General features: G+C 38.4%; 16 protein-coding genes, 1 tRNA gene and 1 pseudogene. 11 read left to right on the top strand and 7 right to left on the bottom strand.

What is annotated here, in order from left to right:
• Positions 1-6: 6 nt before the first annotated feature.
• The 6 genes from secD to queA all read right to left on the bottom strand — a co-directional run bounded on the left by secD (position 7) and on the right by queA (position 6,696).
• Entirely contained in the window at positions 7-1,908 is a 1,902-nt protein-coding gene (gene secD, locus ACT4_RS12320) for a protein translocase subunit SecD (RefSeq protein ID WP_004877349.1), read from the bottom strand.
• A 51-nt stretch (positions 1,909-1,959) separates the two neighbouring features.
• Positions 1,960-2,289, bottom strand: coding sequence for a preprotein translocase subunit YajC (gene yajC / locus ACT4_RS12315; protein ID WP_007482672.1), 330 nt, complete (start codon positions 2,287-2,289; stop codon positions 1,960-1,962).
• Between the two features lie 99 nt (positions 2,290-2,388).
• Positions 2,389-3,519, bottom strand: a complete 1,131-nt coding sequence (gene tgt / locus ACT4_RS12310; protein ID WP_007482671.1) for a tRNA guanosine(34) transglycosylase Tgt — start codon at positions 3,517-3,519, stop codon at positions 2,389-2,391.
• Positions 3,520-3,681: 162 nt separating this feature from the next.
• Positions 3,682-4,251, bottom strand: a complete 570-nt coding sequence (locus ACT4_RS12305; RefSeq protein WP_007482670.1) for a LemA family protein — start codon at positions 4,249-4,251, stop codon at positions 3,682-3,684.
• Positions 4,252-4,330: 79 nt separating this feature from the next.
• Complete coding sequence (locus ACT4_RS12300; protein WP_007482669.1) at positions 4,331-5,359, bottom strand: hypothetical protein; 1,029 nt, start codon at positions 5,357-5,359, stop codon at positions 4,331-4,333.
• Positions 5,360-5,658: 299 nt separating this feature from the next.
• Positions 5,659-6,696 carry a tRNA preQ1(34) S-adenosylmethionine ribosyltransferase-isomerase QueA gene (gene queA / locus ACT4_RS12295; RefSeq protein WP_007482668.1) on the bottom strand — a complete coding sequence of 346 codons (1,038 nt, stop codon included), beginning with the start codon at positions 6,694-6,696 and terminating at the stop codon, positions 5,659-5,661.
• Between the two features lie 180 nt (positions 6,697-6,876).
• Between queA and ACT4_RS12290 the strand changes: the two genes are divergently transcribed.
• The 11 genes and pseudogenes from ACT4_RS12290 (at position 6,877) to ACT4_RS12240 (ending at position 17,929) form a co-directional block, all read left to right on the top strand.
• Positions 6,877-6,963, top strand: a tRNA-Leu gene (locus tag ACT4_RS12290).
• A 114-nt stretch (positions 6,964-7,077) separates the two neighbouring features.
• Complete coding sequence (locus ACT4_RS17535) at positions 7,078-7,287, top strand: hypothetical protein (protein ID WP_007482666.1); 210 nt, start codon at positions 7,078-7,080, stop codon at positions 7,285-7,287.
• 3 nt (positions 7,288-7,290) lie between these two features.
• Positions 7,291-7,704 carry a hypothetical protein gene (locus ACT4_RS12285; RefSeq protein ID WP_007482665.1) on the top strand — a complete coding sequence of 138 codons (414 nt, stop codon included), beginning with the start codon at positions 7,291-7,293 and terminating at the stop codon, positions 7,702-7,704.
• 178 nt (positions 7,705-7,882) lie between these two features.
• Complete coding sequence (locus ACT4_RS12280; protein WP_007482663.1) at positions 7,883-9,154, top strand: sensor histidine kinase KdpD; 1,272 nt, start codon at positions 7,883-7,885, stop codon at positions 9,152-9,154.
• Positions 9,155-9,226: 72 nt separating this feature from the next.
• Positions 9,227-11,976: pseudogene (gene glnE, locus ACT4_RS12275) on the top strand (bifunctional [glutamate--ammonia ligase]-adenylyl-L-tyrosine phosphorylase/[glutamate--ammonia-ligase] adenylyltransferase).
• Positions 11,977-12,005: 29 nt separating this feature from the next.
• Positions 12,006-12,932, top strand: coding sequence for a branched-chain amino acid transaminase (locus ACT4_RS12265; RefSeq protein ID WP_004877335.1), 927 nt, complete (start codon positions 12,006-12,008; stop codon positions 12,930-12,932).
• Positions 12,933-13,073: 141 nt separating this feature from the next.
• Positions 13,074-14,234, top strand: a complete 1,161-nt coding sequence (locus ACT4_RS12260) for a nucleotide sugar dehydrogenase (protein WP_007482657.1) — start codon at positions 13,074-13,076, stop codon at positions 14,232-14,234.
• 198 nt (positions 14,235-14,432) lie between these two features.
• Positions 14,433-15,188 carry a hypothetical protein gene (locus ACT4_RS12255; protein ID WP_004877331.1) on the top strand — a complete coding sequence of 252 codons (756 nt, stop codon included), beginning with the start codon at positions 14,433-14,435 and terminating at the stop codon, positions 15,186-15,188.
• A 35-nt stretch (positions 15,189-15,223) separates the two neighbouring features.
• Positions 15,224-16,219: a Stealth CR1 domain-containing protein gene (locus ACT4_RS12250; RefSeq protein WP_007482654.1), complete on the top strand. Its 996-nt coding sequence runs from the start codon at positions 15,224-15,226 to the stop codon at positions 16,217-16,219.
• A gap of 15 nt (positions 16,220-16,234) precedes the next feature.
• Complete coding sequence (locus tag ACT4_RS12245; RefSeq protein ID WP_007482652.1) at positions 16,235-16,993, top strand: glycosyltransferase family 25 protein; 759 nt, start codon at positions 16,235-16,237, stop codon at positions 16,991-16,993.
• A 24-nt stretch (positions 16,994-17,017) separates the two neighbouring features.
• Positions 17,018-17,929 (top strand): glycosyltransferase family 32 protein, encoded by a 912-nt coding sequence (locus ACT4_RS12240; protein WP_007482650.1) that lies wholly within the window; start codon positions 17,018-17,020, stop codon positions 17,927-17,929.
• Positions 17,930-17,940: 11 nt separating this feature from the next.
• On the opposite strand, the gene ACT4_RS12235 is transcribed toward ACT4_RS12240, so the two are convergent.
• On the bottom strand, positions 17,941-19,878 hold the full coding sequence (locus ACT4_RS12235; protein WP_034605137.1) for an acyltransferase family protein: 1,938 nt from the start codon (positions 19,876-19,878) through the stop codon (positions 17,941-17,943).
• Positions 19,879-20,005 lie beyond the last annotated feature (127 nt).

Here is a 20,005-nt window from a genome sequence, read left to right as displayed (position 1 = left end):
ATCTCCTTAAATGCTCAACTTCTTCAAATCACGACGTTTGCCATAAATGATTTGTACAATTGCACGAGTCACCGTAATCGCTGTAAACATTGAACAGACGATACCGATCATGAGGGTCACAGCGAAGCCTTTAATTGGGCCAGTACCGATTGCAAACAAGATGAATGCAACAAGGAATGTGGTTAAGTTCGAGTCAAAAATAGTGTTATAGGCTCGATCATAACCCGCGACAATCGCCTGTTTAGGTGAGGCGCCCCATAGAATCTCTTCTCGTATCCGCTCACAGATCAATACGTTTGCATCGACGGCCATACCAATGGTGATGACGATACCCGCAATACCCGGAAGGGTGAGGGAAGAGCCAATCCACGACATTACTGTAAGAATCATTGCAAGGTTAAACACCAATGCAAAGTTTGCGATCAAACCAAATACACGGAAGAACACAACCATCCAGATCGCAACCAGTAAGAAACCGATTTGCGTTGAAAGAACACCCTTATCAATGTTTTCTTGACCAAGGCTAGGACCAACTACACGCTCTTCAACGAAGTACATTGGTGCAGCTAAAGCACCTGCACGTAACATCAATGCTAGTTCTGCTGCTTCTTGAGGTGAGTCAAGACCCGTGATTCGGAATTGTGAACCCAATACTGCTTGAATCGTTGCCGCATTAATCACGACAGATTCTGTATAAGGTGTACGAACTTCAGTTTGAGTACCAGTTTGTGGATCATTCACATAGCTAATCTTTTGTTTATTCTCAATAAACAAAACAGCCATGCGTTTACCAACTGCATTACGTGTCGCATCAGCCATCAGCTTACCGCCAGCGCTGTCTAAGGTAATATTTACCTCTGCACCGCCAGAGTCTTGGCTAAAGCCAGAGCTTGCATTTTGGACGCGCTCACCCGTTAAGATACGGTTACGGTTTAAAAGCAGTTGGCGACCACTGTCTAGAGATTCATAAGCAAAAACTTCAGTGCCCGGAGGGAGTGGCTGACCATTATATTTTCCAGAATATGGATCAATATATTGATCATTACTATCAGAAACTAAACGGAACTCTAAGTTTGCAGTACGACCTAAGACACGTTTTGCTTCAGCAGTATCTTGAACACCCGGTAGTTCAACCACAATACGGTTATTACCTTGAGTTTGGACTAAAGCTTCTGCAACACCGAGTTCATTAATACGGTTACGTAAAGTCGTTAAGTTTTGGTTGACTGCATAAGACTGAATTTCCTGACGACGTGCATCAGAGTAAGTGAGTCTTAATGTTGCACCATTAGCTGTTGCAACTGATTGCTGAGTAAACTCATTACCGTTACGACGTAAGAAGTCTGCGGCAGCATCACGATCAGCACTATCCGCAAATTGAACCGTAATGGTGTTATTGTTTAAAGCAAGATTGTTAAATTTGATTTTGTTATCACGAAATTGACGACGCAGATCAGTCGCAGACGTTTCTAAACGTTGACTAATCGCTTTATCCATGTCGACTTCAAGCAAGAAATGTACACCACCACGTAAGTCCAAACCGAGTTTCATCGGCTTAGCCCCAATCTTTTGCAGCCATTCAGGTGTGGTTGGCGCAAGGTTGAGAGCAACCACGTAGTCATCACCTAAATCACGGCGTAACACTTCTTTCGCTTTTAACTGTGACTCAGTCGTGTCCAAACGTAATAAAGCCGCATTATTGGTGAAGCTATTATCATGACTGCTAATGTTGGCAGTTTTTAAAATCTGCTCAGCTTTTTGCACCACAGTTTGATCAATCTGAGTCCCTGCTTTTGCCCCTGAAATTTGGACGGCAGGTTCATCTGGATACAAACTAGGAAGTGCATATAACGTACTGACCACAAGAACAACGAGGATCAGTAAATATTTCCATGCAGGGTAACGCATTCGTTTTCTTCTTAAATGAAAAAGTCGTGCTAAGGCACGACTATTTTATGATTAAAGGTTATTTAGAGTGCCTTCAGGAAGTACTGAAATAACACTTGCACGTTGGATTTTTACATCAACACCACGGCTGAGTTCAACAACAGCGAAATCACCATCAATTTTAGTGATTCTACCCATTAAACCACCAGCAAAAACGATTTCACTGCCTACGCCTAAACTTTCAACTAAAGAGCGGTGTTCTTTAGCACGTTTCGCTTGAGGTCTCCAGATTAAGAAGTAGAAGATTGCAATGAAAACAGCAATCATCAATATGTTAGCCATTAAGCTTGGACCTTGTGCTGCTGCTGGAGCGGCGTGAGCGGTAGAAATGAAAAAGCTCATTTTAATTTCCTAATCAAATAAAAGCGAAAAAATTAACAATAAATTCCAATTCGTTTTGCAATGTACCTTGTCTTGCGTTTAGGCGCAAATCTTGATGCATCAATCTTCAGGGCAAGGTGGAACTTCTAATCCACGACGAGCATAAAAGTCCTGAACATATTCATCAAAAGTGCCATTGTCCAATGCATCACGCATACCTTGTGTAAGGCGTTGGTAATAACGCAAGTTGTGGATTGTGCCGAGCATAGATGCCAGCATCTCACCGCACTTCTCTAAATGATATAAATAGGCACGCGTAAAGTTTTTACAAGTGTAGCAATCACAATGTGGGTCTAAAGGCCCTTTATCATGGCGATATTTACTATTACGAATTCTTACCAGACCATCGGTGACAAAATAATGACCATTACGTGCGTTACGAGTTGGCATCACACAGTCGAACATATCGACGCCGCGACGTACTGCTTCTACGATATCTTCGGGTTTACCTACGCCCATCAAATAACGAGGTTTGTCATGTGGCATTTTATTCGGTAAATAATCAAGAACCTTGATCATTTCCTCTTTTGGTTCACCAACAGATAAGCCACCAATCGCATAGCCATCAAATCCAACTTCTAAAAGACCTTTGAGCGACTCATCGCGTAAATCTTCATACATCCCACCTTGGATAATGCCAAATAACGCATTTTTGTTGTTCAGCTCATTGTGGTGATGTGTCTTACAGCGTTTCGCCCAACGTAAAGAAAGCTGCAATGATTTTTGTGCTTCTTCATGTGTTGCGGGATAAGGTGTACATTCATCAAAAATCATCACGATGTCTGAATTGAGTACGTGTTGGATCTCCATTGATATTTCTGGAGATAAGAACACTTTTGAACCATCGATAGGAGAGCGGAAAGTTACACCTTCTTCTTTGATTTTACGCATAGCGCCTAAGCTGAATACTTGGAAGCCGCCTGAGTCAGTCAGAATCGGTTTATCCCATTTGATAAACTCGTGCAGACCGCCGTGCTCTTTGATGACTTCTAAGCCAGGGCGTAAATACAAATGGAAAGTGTTACCTAAAATAATTTGTGCCTGAATTTCTTCAATATCACGTGGCAACATGCCTTTTACTGTACCGTAAGTACCAACGGGCATAAATACAGGTGTCTCAACAACACCATGTTCTAAAGTGAGTCGACCACGACGGGCGCGCCCCGACTGACCTAATTTTTCAAATTGCATGACACCAATCCATCAAGGCGAAAAAACAGTTCGCTGATCAAAAACGGCTATTTTCCTTGATTATGGCGTGTAGTTCTACTACTAAATGTAGCCATATCCAAAAAATAAAAAAGCCAATTCAAGTGGAGACTTAAATTGGCTCTAAAATGATTGGGCTTGAGTTTAAAAATTTGGTTTATAGTCAAAATTCTCAGTCGCAAGATTATCCCGAAATGGGCGAATTTCTTTCTTCGATAATGTCAGTGTATTGATCAGGTTATTTGGGAAAACTTGGATGTGGTTGTTGAATAACTCAACATTACGGTTAAAGATCGTAATCGCAGCACCAACATTTTCGTTTTGCTCTTGAATGTCATCCATCATTTTACTGTAAAGCGCATCAGCTTTTAACTCTGGATAATTCTCTACAACGACGTTGAGGCTACGGATGAGTTCTTTACTCATTTTTTCGATGCTTTGCAGTTGAGAAATATCAGTATCATTAACATTTAAATTAAGGATTTGCTGACGAAGCTCTGTAACTTTTTCTAAAGTCGATTTTTCAAATTGAGTGTATTGCGCCAAGGTTGCTTCCAAAGCCTCTAAAGTTTTTACTTTTTGGCGTTCAAAGTTGGCGACTTCTGACCAAGCTCGTTTAGTGGCATTGAAGTAACGCACAATCGTATTGCGAATATTGATGCTCCACACAATCAATATAACAAAAATCCCCAAGAAAATGAGCAAGCCCACCATTGTCGTTCTCCTTATTGTTATTGCTACAAATCCGCTCTTTTGAAAAGAGACCAACTGTACTGAAAACAGTGGAATAGATTTAGCGAATTAAGTTAAGCATGTGTTGCTGAAATTTTTGATATTGGGGCATGGTCATAGTGCGTAAATGACCGCGCAACGCTGGAATATCATGAATCTCATCTCGTTTACTTGTGGTTTGAAAGAGGTCTTGTTCACCCACATAGCAAAGAATTTGCTCTTGATGATGATAAATTAAATCACCACTAAAATGTTGAAAAAAATCATTTAACTTTAACGTCATACTTGGACTAACTTCTCTTGCGAGTTGATGTTGGTCACATCCAAAAATATTGATTTTTCTGTTAATTAAAATATCGCTACTTTGCCAAGAACGAGTATACGGTTCAAAGAATCGTGAGCGTTGATTGCTTACAGCAATACCGAGTGCCGGCATTTGGAAGATGAATGCACCCCATAAGTCCTTTTCAATTTCTTTTACGATTTTTTTATCAGTATTGCCATCCTGAAAAATAGGCATTTCACTGACATATTGATATTTAAACACTAAGACTTGATGTTCAATTTCACCATCATTCCATGTTGTAGAGGCGTAATAGGTGATTTCATTTGATTTATCCCCACGATTAAAAAGTGGGAAGTATTGCTTTAATCGACTGATAACCAATATCGGCTGTGCTTGGATTGGAAGATATGTTGGAAGTTGTTGAAACTTTAATCCATAGCGTAAATCAATCATTCGTTGTTCAAGATAATGAATCACTTGTCTGAGTGGTTGTTGCGATTCATAAAGCAGATAGGCTAAAAATCCTGTGAGGAATGCACCTAAAAAGCTCCATATAAATTGGATATGTGGATGGAGAAAAAAGCCAAAAACTAAAGTGCTAATACTAGTCATGGCTAATAAATAGGGGAGTACATTAAAAAAACGGAGACTATGATCTTCTCGCCAAGGATGTAATTTATCTAATAACTCTTGATCACTATGAGACGTTTGCCCAGCTTCCCAAAGTCGAGCAATATTTCGAAAAACCTGTGCATTTTTTTTACGTCTGATATGTAAGGCTTCTTGTACTGTGTCGATCGGCATGGGATTAGTCGGTTCATTATAATAAATCTGTATGATTTAGATTATGCTTTAAATTTCAGAAACTAAGAAGTGTCTTAATCGTGCTTTTTATACTTGGCGAATCCATCAGAGTATATGGAGTTGTTTTTATTGTTCAGCTAAGTTGATCTATAAAACTCATCGTATTTATTCCGAAATAACATAATTATTTCACTAGACTTATCTAGCTCCCAATCTTAGAAAGCTAGATAAGATGCGAATTTTATGAAATTTATTTTTGCAAATTTATAATTGTTTTTTTATCGCTAAAGCAGAACTTCTTAAAATTTTACTTGGTCAACCAACATCGCATCGCCATAACTAAAGAAACGATAACGTTGCTCAACTGCATGTTTATAAGCCGCTAGAATATTGTCGCGATTCGACAAAGCTGAAACCAACATCAATAAGGTCGATTCTGGTAAATGGAAGTTGGTAATCAAACGATCCACGATACAGAACTGATAGCCTGGGTAAATAAAAATTTGCGTATCACCAGTCCAAGCGGCAATTTGTCCTTGATTTGCTTGTGCAGCACTCTCTAAGGCACGAGTTGCTGTTGTGCCTACAGCAATCACTTTATTTCCACGGGCTTTGGTTTCTAAAATCAAATCAATCGTTGCTTGTGGTACATCGCACCATTCACTATGCATAATGTGATTGGTAATGTCAGTCGTGCGCACAGGCATAAATGTACCTGCGCCAACATGTAAAGTCACAAATGTTTTTTGCACGCCTTTTGCAGCTAGTTTTTCCAATAAATCTTGGTCAAAGTGCAAACTTGCTGTTGGTGCTGCAACACTAGCAATTTTTTCAGGATCGTGAAAAACCGTTTGATAGCGTTCAGTATCAATGTCTTCAGCTTCACGATTGAAATATGGTGGAATCGGTAACTGTCCATATTGATCAAGTACAGACAAAATAGGTTGCGAAAACTTAACGACAAATAAGTTTTCATGGCGGCCTTGTACGGCTACAGGAACAGCATCTTCACCAATATAAAGTTCTGCACCAGCTTTGGGTGAGTTGCTCGATTTAATATGGCAATGCGCTGTATGCGTATCCAACATACGTTCAACGAGGACTTCGATCGCACCACCTGTAGCACGTTTTCCTTTTAATCGTGCTTTCATGACCTTTGTATCATTGAGTACGAGTAAGTCTCCATCTTCCAATAGATCTAAAATATCGGTAAACGCGTGGTCGTGATACTGACCGTTTGCATCGATATGGAGTAGGCGTGATGCACTACGGCTATCTAGAGGATAGCGAGCAATAAGTTCATCTGGAAGATCAAAAGAAAAGTCGGAAAGTTGCATACATCTAAAACATTGCAAAAAATTGCGCGTAGTATAGTCTTTTTTAAGTTTTCTCGCTGAGCTAGATATTTATTGATAGAAAAATATCTGAATGATTTAAAAGTGAGCAATAAGTGGTAGATGGGGTTTGACAATAAAATCAAACAGGTTATGATACGCAACACAAAGCATCGCACTCTTCCCGAGGTGGTGAAATTGGTAGACGCGGCGGACTCAAAATCCGCTGTCAGAGATGACGTGTCGGTTCGAGTCCGACCCTCGGGACCAAGATTCAAAGACCCCAAGCTGGTATTAAAGGCTTGGGGTTTTTTAATATTTATAACCTGTAAATTAAATATATTTCTCAATAAGAATCTATAGTTCAACAAAAAAGGGGGAGAAGTGTTAGATTTAATAATAAAAGCATTGCCAATATTTTTAGCTATAGTGCCGCTATTTGTTTGGTTAGATAAAGCAAAAAGATTTACTCATCGAAGAAAATTTTATTTAGAGAGGCTAACAGCTGTAACTGAATATATCGAAAATTATTATGGAAAAGATAAAGAAAAGATCGAAAAAGATTGTGCCGCACAGGCATTAGTATGTTCTTAAAAGGTGAGTTATCTTGAAGTAGATTATGTAATTAAAGAATATCCCAAAAGATTTTTCTTCATGATCAAGAAGTTGATCACTGCCCGTCATATGGTAGATACAACTTTGGATGATGGAAAAATAGCTTTAACGGCAAAATCTTCAAAACAGAGTTATAAAAAGAAAAGATGGGTTTTGGTTGGATGCTATTTTTCATCCATGATAATTATTGAGTCGAATAATTTATTGGTTTTTTTAATGAATAAATTAGGGTTGGTAACATTGCAAGTTGATACTTGGGTACTTTTAGCTGGGACTATAGTCTCGTTAGTTATTGGAATATTTGTGGCTTTAATTTCTGGATTACTATTTTTGAGTGTAGATGCGTTGATTGAGATTTATGATGATTTAAAAGTGCAGCATGTACCTAGAGATTAGCTTATCTGTTGAGATTTTATCTAAGTTAAAATTTAATGAAATTTCATGTTTTGTTGCGAATTGATTGATTCTACAATTGCGTTTTTTGTTAAAGTTTGTTAATACTAAGTGATAGTTTTCTCATTTTTTTTAAATAAAACGTAAGTAATGGTATAACGATAATATTCGAGAGGCGTGCATGGCTATTCAATTATTAGAATTACAGCAAGCCGAAAAGCTAAGTGCTTGTAAACTATCTCTTTCTATGGGTCTTAACTCAGACCAAAACACGCTCGAACAATTCTTACAATTTAACCGCAAGTTGATGCAGACTGGTACAGCTTTACTCGCCTTTCACCAAGAACCTTATTTATGGCATCGCTGTTCAGAAAAATTAAAAGCAATTGATACCGCAAAAATCACAAAAAGTTTAAATACGTTATTTGTCAACGATGATCTGATTGACCATTCACATTCACAATATCCAACATTGATTGGTTTTCTAAATGCGTTGAAATGCAAGGCAGAATCAGCTATCGCAGTACATTTGCGACATTCCGACCAAACATCTTTAGGTTATCTCATTCTACTCGATACAAAAGTATTGGAATTTACTGAAACGCAAAAACAACTTCTTCAAGAACATTGCAAAAACTTTATGCAACAGCTCGAGTTAAAACTGAATCATGATGAATTAAAAGAATTATATGAACAAGAATCTGCATTAAATTTTAGTAAAACTAAGTTTTTCTCGATCATTTCCCATGATTTACGTGCACCATTTCATGGTCTCTTGGGCTTCTCTGAAATTTTAGCCAAAGAACGCGAAACTTTGGATGAGTCTAGTATTCAAAATATTGCTGACTACCTCTATGACACATCACAGTCCACTTACAACTTATTGGAAAGTCTATTGAATTGGGCAATGGCTGAAGGTGGGCGTTTTGTATATCACCCGATTAATTTTAAATTACGACAGATCACAGATATTGTGACGGATATTTTAAAAACCTTAGCTTTGAAGAAAAATATTCAACTGATTAATCAGGTAGATGAAAACCTAAAGGTCTATGCTGATATGAATATGATCACTTCTTTGATTCAAAATCTTGTGTCAAATGCGTTGAAATTTACGGATATTGATGGTTCTGGAAAAGTTTATATTCAAGCCCAAAATAAAGGTGAAATGGTCGAGATTAGCGTAAAAGATTCTGGTTTGGGCATGACCGATGAGCAAATACAAAATCTATTTCAACCGCGTATCACCATGAGTTTCAAGGGTACGGCAGGCGAGAAAGGTGCTGGTTTAGGTTTGTCTTTGTGTAAGCGTTTTGTTGAACTCAATCATGGTGAGATTGATGTGGTTTCTAAGGATGGTGAAGGGACAACATTTAAAGTGACATTGCCTGCAGAGCGTGAACACGTTGATTTATGTACAGATCAACATAAAAGTAAAGCAAAATTAGCCTAAAGAGATTTTAAACATAAGCTTGTAACTGATATAACTAAACACGATGAGATGACATCGGTCGAGCCTTTTTATATGAATGCGGAACAGCTACAAAAAACCTTAGTTGCAAGTCAGTATGCAGAACAAGTTTTAAACCTATACCAGTCACAACTAGAACAAGATTATTCAGAAGATCAATTTCTTTGCTCGTTGTCTACACAAAGCATCCATCAAAAAGTCCAAGAAACTGTTGCAGAGATCAAGGATGAACAGGTATGGATGAAAGCGCTACGTATCCTAAGAGCGCGTTTGATGTTTCGTTGGATTTGGCAGGATGCGAACCAGCTTACCGATGTGGTGACCTTAACCCGTGAATTATCTGATTTTGCCGATGCGAGCATTTGTGCCGCAAAAGCATTTGCACGTATCCCACTTGTTGCCAAGCATGGAGAACCAATCAGTTATGAGGGGCAAGTTCAAGACCTGATTGTTATCGGGATGGGGAAATTAGGTGCACAAGAACTTAATCTTTCAAGTGATATTGATCTTATTTTTGCCTTCGATGAACAAGGCGAGACCAATGGTCGAAAATGCATAGATGTACAACAGTTCTGTATTTTATGGGGGCAGAAACTGATCTATTTACTCGACCATATTACCGCAGATGGTTTTGTATTCCGTGTAGATATGCGCTTGCGTCCTTGGGGCGATGGTTCTGCGCTCGCGATTAGCTATATGGGTTTAGAAAAATATTTGAGCCAGCACGGACGTGAATGGGAACGCTATGCTTGGATCAAGGCAAGGGTTATCACTGGCGGTAAAGCAGGTGCTGACTTGATGGAAATGGCACGTCCGTTTGTGTTTCGCCGTTATGTAGATTATTCAGCATTTGCTGCGATGCGTGAAATGAAAGCCATGATCGAACGTGAGGTCATGCGTCGTAATATTGAGGATGATATTAAACTCGGCGCAGGTGGTATTCGGGAAATCGAGTTTATTGTACAGGTCTTCCAATTGATTTACGGCGGCTCAAAACGTGAATTACAAGATCGTCAATGTTTAGTGAATTTGCATCATTTAGGTGAAGCGGAACTCTTAGACCAACAATCCGTTGATGATTTGGAAGATGCTTATCTGTTTTTAAGACGTGTTGAGCATGCAATTCAAGCGCTGAATGATCAGCAAACACAATCATTACCAACTGAGCCTGAGTTAAGGCAACGCATGTTGGATACGCTTGGTTTTGTGGGTTGGACTGCCTTCATTAATGTGTTGAATCAGAAGCGAGACAAAGTCAAAGTACAGTTTAAGCAATTAATTCAAGAAAAAGAATTTTCAGAACCGATTGATGATTTTGCAAAGCTTGAACAGAAATTAGATGCTGTACTAGATGACGATGCAAAGAATCTCATTCAAAACTTTTGGCATGGGCAAGCATTAAGGAAAATTCCTGCCAGTGCTTTAGAGCGATTGAAAAAGTTTTGGCCGCATTTGATTGAAGCGATTTTACAGTCAGATCAACCGCAAATGGCACTGTTAAGATTGATGCCATTAGTCGAATCCGTGCTGCGTCGAACGGTATATCTGGTCATGCTGATGGAAAGTCGGGGGGCTTTACAGCGTCTAGTGAAAATGGCAACGGTAAGTCCTTGGATTTGCGAAGAATTGGCGCAATATCCTGTGTTGCTGGATGAGTTTTTGTCGATGGATTTCGGATTACCTCAACGGCAGGATTTAGAAGATTCTTTACGTCAGCAATTACTTCGTATTGAAATTGATCAAGTCGAAGATCAGATGCGTGTACTCCGCTTATTTAAGAAGAGTAATGTGCTGACTGTTGCGGCGAGTGATGTACTTGCAGAAAGCCCATTGATGAAAGTGTCTGATGCGCTAACAGATATTGCTGAAGTGAGTGTGCAGGCGACTTTAAATTTGGCCTATGAATCAGTTGCACAGCGACATGGCTATCCTGTGAGTACGACAGGAGCGCGCTGTAGCTTGGATGCAAAAGGTTTTGCTGTGATTGGTTATGGCAAGCTCGGTGGAATCGAACTGGGCTATGGCTCAGATTTGGATTTAGTCTTCATTCATGCTTTTGAAGAACAAGCTGAAACGGATGGTCGAAAGAGCATTAGTAGTGCTGAGTTTGCGATCCGTGTTGCACAGAAATTCATGTCACTCATGACAACCCAAACCTTAGATGGTCGTGTGTACGAAATTGATACACGTTTAAGGCCGTCAGGAGAGGCGGGAATGTTGGTGACCAGTCTAAAAGCATATGAGCAGTATCAACAAAAAAGTGCTTGGTTATGGGAACATCAAGCCCTTGTCCGAGCGCGCTCAATCGCAGGTGAGGCAATGCTTTGCCAGCAGTTTGAAGAAGTTCGTTGTCAGATCCTGACACAAGTCCGTGATGAAAATGAAGTTCGTGAAGAAGTGTTAAAAATGCGCCAGAAAATGAAAGATCATTTGGGTTCATCTTCTGAACAAAAAAACATGGGATTTTTCATTTAAAACAGGACTCAGGTGGTATCGTTGACATTGAATTTATGGCACAGTATGCAGTGCTTGCATGGAGTGGGACGAATCCTGATCTCGCCCATTTTTCCGACAATGTAAGAATTTTAGAAGATGCTGCTCAAGCAGGCTGCTTATCAAGTGAAGATGCCTCAGCATTGATACATGCTTATCTCCGTGAACGAGCTGAGAGCCACCGTTTAGCACTTGCAAATCAATCCATGCAAGTTAATGCTGCGGACTGGCACGATACCCGCGAGATCGTTTGCAAGTTATGGCAAAGGTTAATTGATCCAAGCGCAACAATTGCATTGGATAGTGAATGATTGTGTAGTAAAAGTTTGGAGTATGCGCCGTGAATTTGGCTGATCGTGATGGTTTTATTTGGCAAGATGGAAAAATGGTTGATTGGCGTGATGCAAAAATTCACGTCTTAACACATACTCTGCATTACAGTATGGGTGTTTTTGAAGGCGTCCGTGCTTATGAAACCCCAAATGGAACAGCAATCTTCCGCTTACAAGATCATACTAAGCGCTTATTAAATTCTGCAAAAATTTATCAAATGAATGTTCCATTTGATCAAGCGACTTTAGAACAAGCACAAATTGATGTCGTGCGTGAAAATAAGTTAGCTTCTTGCTACCTACGTCCATTGATTTGGATTGGTTCTGAAAAATTAGGTATCGCTGCAACTGAAAATACTGTTCATGCTGCTGTTGCTGCATGGGGCTGGGGTGCTTACCTTGGTGAAGAAGCGATGGCTCGTGGCATTCGCGTTAAAACATCTTCTTTTACGCACCATCACCCGAACGTGACGATGTGTAAAGCAAAAGCATGTGGTAACTATACAGTATCGATCTTGGCTCACCAAGAAGTTGCTCGTGCGGGTTATGATGAAGCGATGTTGCTTGATCCACAAGGTTTTGTCTGCCAAGGTGCTGGCGAAAACGTATTCTTGATCAAAGATGGTGTATTACATACTCCAGATTTGGCAGGTGGTGCACTTGAGGGGATTACCCGCCAAACAGTGATTACGATTGCCAAAGATCTTGGTTATGAAGTCGTTGAGCGTCGTATTACGCGTGACGAATTCTATATTGCTGATGAAGCATTCTTTACAGGTACGGCTGCTGAAGTTACGCCTATCCGTGAATATGATGACCGTGAAATTGGTTGCGGTTCTCGTGGTCCGATTACAACAGTAATTCAAAAAACATTCTTTGATGCTGTTCAAGGTCGTAATGATAAATATGCAGATTGGTTGACTTATATCAAATAAGTGACTTAAATCTTGAAAAAAGCGAAGCCTAGGCTTCGCTTTTTTATTGCTGGTTTGTCAAAAGATTGCAATTAAACCATCATCAATCTTTCATTTTAGTTGATTACGGTGTCTCTAAGTCGAATAAAAAATAGAGATCGAATGAAAATTACTGTCGTTGGTGCGGGTTATGTAGGTCTATCGAATGCCTTATTATTTTCCAAACAACATGATGTGATTGTACTAGATATAGATAAAACTCGGGTAAAGAGCATTAACCAAAAAGTGTCACCTATCAGTGATACATGTATTCAAAACTACTTAACTGAAGCCAGTGTTGAGGCTACATGTGATAAAGAATTTGCTTATCAAAATGCAAAACTCATTATCATCGCAACACCCACCAACTATAATCCTGAAACCAATTATTTTGATACTTCAAGTATCGAAGCGGTCATTGATGATATTCAAAAAGTAAATCCAAAGGCGTTGATGATTATCAAATCGACGGTGCCCGTTGGTTATACCAAAGAGATTTCTAAAAAGTTAAAGCTTAAAAACCTCATTTTCTCCCCAGAATTTTTAAGGGAAGGGCAAGCCTTACAAGACAACTTATATCCTTCTCGAATTATTGTTGGTGAAAAGTCAAAACGCGCTGAAAAGATTGCCAAGTTATATTTGAAAGCGACGGTAGAAAAGAGCGCTGTGTTATTGTGTGTGGATTCTACCGAAGCTGAGGCAATTAAGCTTTTCTCCAATACTTATTTGGCCATGCGTGTCGCTTTCTTTAATGAGCTTGATACCTACTGCATGAAAAACAAATTAAGTGCCTTGGATATTACGACTGGGGTTGGTTTAGATCCTAGGATTGGGGATCATTACAATAATCCATCCTTTGGTTATGGTGGCTATTGCTTGCCCAAAGATACTAAGCAGTTGTTGGCAAATTATCATGATACACCACAGGAGTTAATCTCCGCGATCATTCGCTCAAATCAGACCCGTAAACAGGCGATTATTGCGGATATTTTAAGCCGAAAAGTCTCTTGCGTTGGAATCTATCGACTGACGATGAAAGCTGATTCTGATAATTTTAGAGAGTCTGCTGTGCATGATGTGCTACAAGGTTTAGCCGATGAGGGAATCCGCGTTGTGATTTATGAGCCAACCTTGGATGTAAAAGAGTATCTAGGTCATCCTGTTATTTCGAGCTTACAAAAATTTAAAGCGATGTCAGATTTGATTATCGTAAATCGAATGGTACCGATGTTCAGTGATGTGATGGAAAAAATTTATACCAGAGATTTATTTGGCATTAATTAAGCTTTCTCAATTTGATTAAGTTTTTATTTGTATAGTCTGTTGGTGAAATACCGACAGACTATAAGGGTTTGACGAATTAATAATAAAAAATAATATAAGGTCTATGCTAAGATAGCCTCACATTCAGTGCATATTATTTTTTCGCTTTGGCTACCAAATGCTTGAGCAAAATAATATCTAAGGCATTAAGGTTAGCAGATGGTAGACATTCAACAAAATTCGGCAACTCATGAAGACAATGTTATTTTGTGCATGAAATGGGGAACCAAGTATGGCGCAGAATATGTCAATCGTTTATACAACATGGTTAAACGCCATCTCACTTTGCCTTTTAAAATGGTTTGTCTAACAGACCGCACTGAAGGAATTGATCCTAATATCCAATGTTTTCCGATTCCATCACTTGATCTGCCTGAGGGTAGCCCTGAGCGTGGTTGGAATAAACTTTCAACTTTTGAACCTGATCTTTATGGCTTAAAAGGTAATGCCCTTTTTTTAGATTTGGATGTGGTGATTGTCGATAACATCGATTGTTTTTTCCAAGAAAAAGGTGAGTTTTTGGTGATTCATGACTGGAAAAGACCTTGGCGTATTACTGGAAACAGTTCAGTTTACCGTTTTAAACTAGGCGCTTTTCCTGAAATTCTGCCGTATTTCCGTGAACACTTTGATGAGGTTCGACAAAAATTCCGTAATGAACAAGAGTACCTCTCTTGGTTTGTACATAAAGAAGGTAAGCTGAGTTATTGGAACAAAGACTGGTGTAAAAGTTATAAATATCACTGCTTACAAAAGATTCCATTGGCTTATTTCAAACCACCTGTAAAACCTCAAAATGCCAAAATTATTATTTTCCATGGTGAAATTAATCCGCCTGATGCAGTCAGTGGTGGCGGTGGTAAGTGGTATCGCTATGTACTGCCATCGGACTGGATTAAAGATGCTTGGCAATAAGCCTTAATCATATTGGAAAAGGTCGAGTTTGATTTATGAAAGATAGCGTGCAAGCGATTGATATTGTTATTGCTTGGGTGGATGGTAATGACACCAATTTAAAAAACAAACGCCGAAAGTTCATGAATCAAGCTGAGCCTTCTAATGCTTTAGAAGATACCCGCTTTGCCAGTAATGATGAAATTTATTTTTGTATTGCCTCAATTCTAAAGTTTGTTCCTTATAGCGGAACAATTTATGTGGTCACTGATCAACAGCAACCGAAATGGTTGGATCAGTTTGAACAGCAAGGGCTTTGTGAAGCTGGAAAGATTAAGATTATTGACCATCGTGAAGTTTTTAATGGCTATGAGTCAGCTTTGCCGACGTTTAATTCATTAAGTATCGAAAGTATGTTGTGGAATATTCCTGGTATTTCTGATTACTTTATTTATCTCAATGATGATTTCTTTTTTAATCAAGCGTCACGTCAGCAAGACTTTTTAGTTGATGATCAGATGGTTATTTACGGTCATTGGCAGAGTAATTTCATAAAAAAAGTTAAATACCTACTGCGAAAATTTGTACAAAATAAGTTTGGGAAAATTGCCCAGCCTAAATACTCTATGGCTCAAATGCTCAGTGCAGACTGTGTTGGACTCAGTCGTTATTATGAAATTCATCATCGTCCGCATATTTTAAGTAAAGCGCTTTTAGCGAATTATTTTGGACAACATCCCTTGTTCTTACAGCAGCAAATTCGCTTTAAATTTAGAAATATTGATCAAATTCTACCTGTAGGACTATCTAATCATTTGGCTATACAAAATAATCAAGCGATCTTGAAAGATGATGTTGAGATTGCCTATTTGAAAGATGGGCGAGACTTAGAGCCTTTTATTCAAGCTTTATCTAACGAACATATTAAATTTGGTTGTATTCAAAGTTTAGATCAATTAGAACAGCGTGATGAGCTGCGTATTCGTCATGCACTTGTTGATAAATTTAGAGAAGTTTTGCCTAGTCAAATCCAACCGACTATTGCAGGATAAGCGAAGGAAAATTAAATGAAAGTCGTTACTTATCTTATAAATCTAGACGGTAGTGATCAACGTTTAGCAAGTGCAACTGAGCAATTGCAAAAAGCAAATTGGGAGTTTACTCGTTTTCCTGCTTATGATGGACGTGGTAAAGCATTATCCGAGTTTAAAAACTATAATGATGCAAAGGCTCAGGAAATTTTAGGGCGTAGCTTAATTAGTTCAGAGTTGGGTTGTTATCTGAGTCATTATGGCTGTGCTGAAAAATTCTTGCAGACCGATGCAGATTATCTTGTTGTTCTCGAAGATGATATTCAAGTCTTGCCTGATTTTAAACAGAAAGTAGAGGCATTATTAAATTACCTTGATGAGCATAAGGCACTTGATTGGTATGTGGTTAACATTGCAGCTAAAAAGAAAAAACTAGCGAAAGATATTTTACAGCTAGACACATTTAACTTGTGGCATGCTTATTATTTTCCGATCCGTGGGGTAGGTTTAATTTGGTCTAGACGTGGTGCTGAAGAATTTGTACGCTTAGGTAAAACCATGCAAGTTCCAGTCGATATCTTTTTCCAAAGCTGGTTAAGTAAAAATGGTAAAGGCCTAGGCGTGTGGCAGCCATTTGTTCAACCAGCAGGCTTAGATAGTGATATTTTAGGCACGGTTGCGACGCAAGGCATTAAACGAAAAGAGCTAGAAAATCGTAGTTTTTCTCATGGACTCAAAAAGCAAAAACGCATGTGGCGAGATCGTTATTATGCTTTTAAACATTTGATATCCTAATACTGTTCGAAACTGAGCAATTTTATGAAAGTCTTTAAAAAATTATTCTATCTCTTAAAGTTTTATACGATGTATGCGAATAAAAAACGGGATATGAATGATGTCATAGACAATTATGCAGATATTATTGTTCTGAATCCGACAGAGAAAAATGCCATTATTCCTAAAATCATTTGGATGTACTGGGAGGGTGTATTACCACAGTTTGTAGAGAAATGTGTCGAAAATATTAGAACAAAAAATCCTGACCATGTTGTGAACTTTTTAACGCCTGATAATGTTAAAGAATTTTGCGACATCGACTATCGCCGCTTAGCACATGCGACACCTCAGCAAAAGGCTGATCTCATCCGTTTTGACCTCATTTATCAATACGGTGGAATTTGGTTGGATGCAAGCACCATTGTTTATGAAAATCTTGATTGGATACAACAGCTTGTTACTGAGAATCAAACCAATAGTTTTGCATACTACCGTAAAAAAAATACGACTTGCCCAAATTTCCCAGTTTTAGAAAATTGGTTATTGGCGAGTTCGGCAAAGAATGTCTTTTTTAAGTATTGGTTTGATGAGTTGTCTAAGGCGATTGAAATTACACCAAAGCTGTATATTCAAAAAATTAAAGAAAATGATGCAGATTATCAGGACTTGTTCCAAGAAATCGGTCGTTTGGAATATCTTGTGGCATATGTTGCCTGCCAAAAAGTCATGCGAAACTATCTTCCAAGTATGACATTGATCAACTGTGATCGAAATGCTTTCTTCTATCAAGTGAAAAATAAGTGGGTGAAAGAAAAAGTATTGATTGATTTTGCAATCAATTATCCGCCTGCTGATATGCCGAAGCTGATCAAATTGGCTGGTAAAGAAAGAGGAATCTTGAGCCGTTATTATGCGAAAGCAATGTATTTTAACGACTCATTCATCGATATTTAAATTAATTAGTTTTAGGGTGTTAAGGGTTGCTCCAAGAACTGTTTTAACACGTCATACTTTGGTTGTTTTTCGAAATATTTCGCTGACTCAAGTGAACCAATAATCGACATGTGACGACCATCTAGGGAGTAGGGTGTATTGCCATTTGCCATTTGATTTGGTCTGAATAAATCATCACTCGTCAGCAATAGTGTATTGCTATGTTTGTACACCATATTGTTGATTACCTCTGTAGCGTAACGCTGTTGAGTTGCTCTATCACTCTTCATGTAATTATTAAGATTAAAGTCTCTATGTAACCACATTGCTCTTTTGAACAATAAGCTAATATTCTTCTTAAATGCATATGGCTCTGACATTACAATCACTTTTTTATGGTGCTGCTCTGTGATATCTAACAGATTAGCAAAACCACTTTGTTGGCTTTTTCCAACAATATCTGACCAACGACCTGCAAAAATCAATACATCATATTTATCCATATTCTTAGCAAGATAATCACGGTTGATTAGACACTGCTCATAGGCATCAGATGGCTGATCTCCAGTAAAGGCATCATTAAGACTTGGGTAACACCAGTTTGTCGAAACAACTTGGATCTGTAGGTTAAGCTTTTTACCAATTTGATCCCAAAAAGGATTGTTATGGCCAGCAAAAGAATCGCCGAACAGTAAGGCCTTCTTCGCAGTAGGTTGTTTTGATGCAATAGAACAAGTTAAACCTTGAGTTCCTACATTAAGATTATCGTCACCTTTAATATTATAAAAGCACCAACCATTTGCGACTGCAGGCATTTGAATTTGTTCTATGCTGGATAGATATTTAGAGCTTGCTCTGTCCTTTACACCATCTTTGCTGATGAACTTATAAATAGGATATGACGCAATTAGAACAGCAAAGAATAAAACATAAATATATTGAGGTTTGAGCTTTTGCAGGAGATTACGACTACTTTCTATGTATTTATAACTTAACCAACCTAAAAATAGTGAAAGCGTAATTGCGAGGCTTAGATTAAGAAAATTATGTGGAACAAAGAAATAATTCAGTAGGAAAAATACAGGCCAATGCCATAAATAGATTGAATAGGATGCGCTACCAATACTTTGCACGATGGGTGTTTGAGTGAGAAAAGAGTCTTGGCGGTTTGCGATTAGAATCAGCATTGTACCTACAACGGGTAACAATGCTGCATAACCAGGCCAAGGTGTACTTTGTTTTAAAATTACCAAACTAGCAACGATAAGCATAAAGCCGATTGCTTCAGTTAATTTTTTGAGATGTGTATTTAACTGTGTGTTTCTAAAATAATAATAGACAAGACCACCAGCAATCAGTTCCCATGCCCGTGTAGTGAGTTTGAAAAATGCATACATGGAGTCTTTAGGGGTGATATAAATTGAATAACTCAGTGAGGCAATAAATAAGATGCTGAGAAAGATTCCAATGTGTTTTAGCCCTTTGGTTAATTTCCAATAAATCACCAAAAGGATGGGGAACAATAGATAAAATTGCCATTCAACAGCAAGTGACCATGTATGTAACAGTGCTTTCTCATGTGCATCTACTGCAAAGTAATCTCCAGCTTGTCGGTAATAGAGATTATTTGAGAGAAACGTAAGGCTATAACGTGCATCTTTAGCAAATCTTTGAAAATCTTCAGGAATAAAGATAAACCAGCCAAGTATTGTGAGACATACAACGAGAACGAGTAATGCTGGGTAGATTCGGGTGATACGAGATAAATAAAAGTCACTAAAGGAAAACCGATTTTTCTCTAGTCTTTCAATAATGATCTTTGTCATTAGGTAGCCTGAGATGACAAAGAATATGTCAACGCCGAGGTATCCTGCTGAAAAGCCTAAAATTTGGAAGTGAAAAAGAACGACAAAAATTACAGCGTAAGCTCTTAGTCCATTAATGTCAGTCCGAAAGTTATTGACGCTCATGCAATAATATTTAGCTAAAACTCTAATTGTATGAGCGAATGATTAATTTGATTGTGTATTTTTATTAAAGGCTTTTTCTACACTTATTGTATAACTTCAAAGGATCGCTTTTCGAAGGATTCAACGG

Source organism: Acinetobacter sp. NBRC 100985 (genome assembly GCF_000241225.1).
GTDB lineage: Bacteria > Pseudomonadota > Gammaproteobacteria > Pseudomonadales > Moraxellaceae > Acinetobacter > Acinetobacter venetianus.
The sequence above is the reverse complement of the archived record's forward strand: the minus strand, read 5'-3'. Positions and strand labels throughout refer to the sequence as shown.

Coding starts and splice junctions, on each gene's coding strand:
- secD (WP_004877349.1), bottom strand. CDS start 1,908: ATGCGTTACCCTGCATGGAAATATTTACTGATCCTCGTTGTTCTTGTG.
- ACT4_RS12235 (WP_034605137.1), bottom strand. CDS start 19,878: ATGAGCGTCAATAACTTTCGGACTGACATTAATGGACTAAGAGCTTAC.
- ACT4_RS12245 (WP_007482652.1), top strand. CDS start 16,235: ATGAAAGTCGTTACTTATCTTATAAATCTAGACGGTAGTGATCAACGT.
- ACT4_RS12300 (WP_007482669.1), bottom strand. CDS start 5,359: ATGCCGATCGACACAGTACAAGAAGCCTTACATATCAGACGTAAAAAA.
- ACT4_RS12250 (WP_007482654.1), top strand. CDS start 15,224: ATGAAAGATAGCGTGCAAGCGATTGATATTGTTATTGCTTGGGTGGAT.
- ACT4_RS12280 (WP_007482663.1), top strand. CDS start 7,883: ATGGCTATTCAATTATTAGAATTACAGCAAGCCGAAAAGCTAAGTGCT.
- ACT4_RS12240 (WP_007482650.1), top strand. CDS start 17,018: ATGAAAGTCTTTAAAAAATTATTCTATCTCTTAAAGTTTTATACGATG.
- ACT4_RS12255 (WP_004877331.1), top strand. CDS start 14,433: ATGGTAGACATTCAACAAAATTCGGCAACTCATGAAGACAATGTTATT.
- queA (WP_007482668.1), bottom strand. CDS start 6,696: ATGCAACTTTCCGACTTTTCTTTTGATCTTCCAGATGAACTTATTGCT.
- ACT4_RS12260 (WP_007482657.1), top strand. CDS start 13,074: ATGAAAATTACTGTCGTTGGTGCGGGTTATGTAGGTCTATCGAATGCC.
- tgt (WP_007482671.1), bottom strand. CDS start 3,519: ATGCAATTTGAAAAATTAGGTCAGTCGGGGCGCGCCCGTCGTGGTCGA.
- yajC (WP_007482672.1), bottom strand. CDS start 2,289: ATGAGCTTTTTCATTTCTACCGCTCACGCCGCTCCAGCAGCAGCACAA.
- ACT4_RS12305 (WP_007482670.1), bottom strand. CDS start 4,251: ATGGTGGGCTTGCTCATTTTCTTGGGGATTTTTGTTATATTGATTGTG.